The organism is Methylophaga sp. (assembly GCF_965655755.1).
Taxonomy (GTDB): Bacteria; Pseudomonadota; Gammaproteobacteria; order Nitrosococcales; family Methylophagaceae; genus Methylophaga.
This window is the reverse complement of record NZ_CBFHHW010000007.1, coordinates 1-941: the sequence shown is the minus strand read 5'-3', so window position 1 is coordinate 941 and position 941 is coordinate 1. Positions and strand designations below refer to the sequence as shown.

The 941-nt window shown below is 42.1% G+C and carries 1 protein-coding gene; it reads left to right on the top strand.

Annotated features, from left to right (window positions below; genetic code table 11):
• Positions 1-615: tyrosine--tRNA ligase (gene tyrS / locus ACTF5U_RS03900; RefSeq protein ID WP_438970334.1), on the top strand; the 615-nt coding region annotated here is incomplete at its 5' end.
• Positions 616-941 lie beyond the last annotated feature (326 nt).

The following is a 941-nucleotide window of genomic DNA, read 5'->3' as shown; positions in this document are numbered from 1 at the left end:
TTAATGGGACGAGAATTACAAAAAGCTTATGGAAAACCGACCCAATGCATTCTGACAATGCCAATTTTGGAAGGTCTGGATGGTGTACAGAAGATGTCAAAATCACTGGGAAACTATATAGGCATCAATGACAGCCCTAAAGATATCTTCGGTAAGCTTATGTCTATTTCTGACAACCTTATGTGGCGGTATATTGAATTACTCAGTTTCAGAAACGTCAATGAGATAGAACAATGGCGTCAGGAAGTGGAGCAAGGTCGTAACCCCATCGAAGTTAAAAAAGATTTTGCTGAAGAAATTGTTGCCCGTTTCCATGGTGAGCAAGCGGCTACCGAAGCGCGTCAGGGGTTTGAAAATCAGTTTAAAAAAGGTGAATTACCTGATGATATCCCTGAAGTCACGCTATCGGTAGGAACAGAAGGGATGGCCATTGCCAATGTACTGAAAGAAGCAGGTCTGAGCAGCAGTACCTCCGATGCAATGCGCATGATTAAGCAGGGTGCTGTGAAAATTGATGGTGAAAAAGTGCAAGACAAATCCATGGTAGTTCAGGCAGGCATCGAAGGCGTGTTTCAAGTCGGTAAGCGGAAGTTTGCCCGAATAACAGTCAATTGAACCGACATCAGGCACAAAACGGCGATATTAATATCGCCGTTTTGTGTTCTGAAGACGTGTTTTTGTATCAAAATAGTAATGCGATAAAGATTATTTCATTTAAATTACTTCCACAATTCAAGCATCTAGACTGCATTTGATTTGAATGGGAATAACTTCCTGTTGACGGACCTGCAATAGCCTGTAGAATGCGCCTCTTTCGTTACTCAGACACAACGTTCAAACAGTGTTCTGAGCAGCAAATAAAGATTGACAGCCCGGCGAAGAGCTGTATAATTCTCGCTTCTTTGCTGCACGAGTTTGCAGCAAACGCTCTTTAAAAAAAT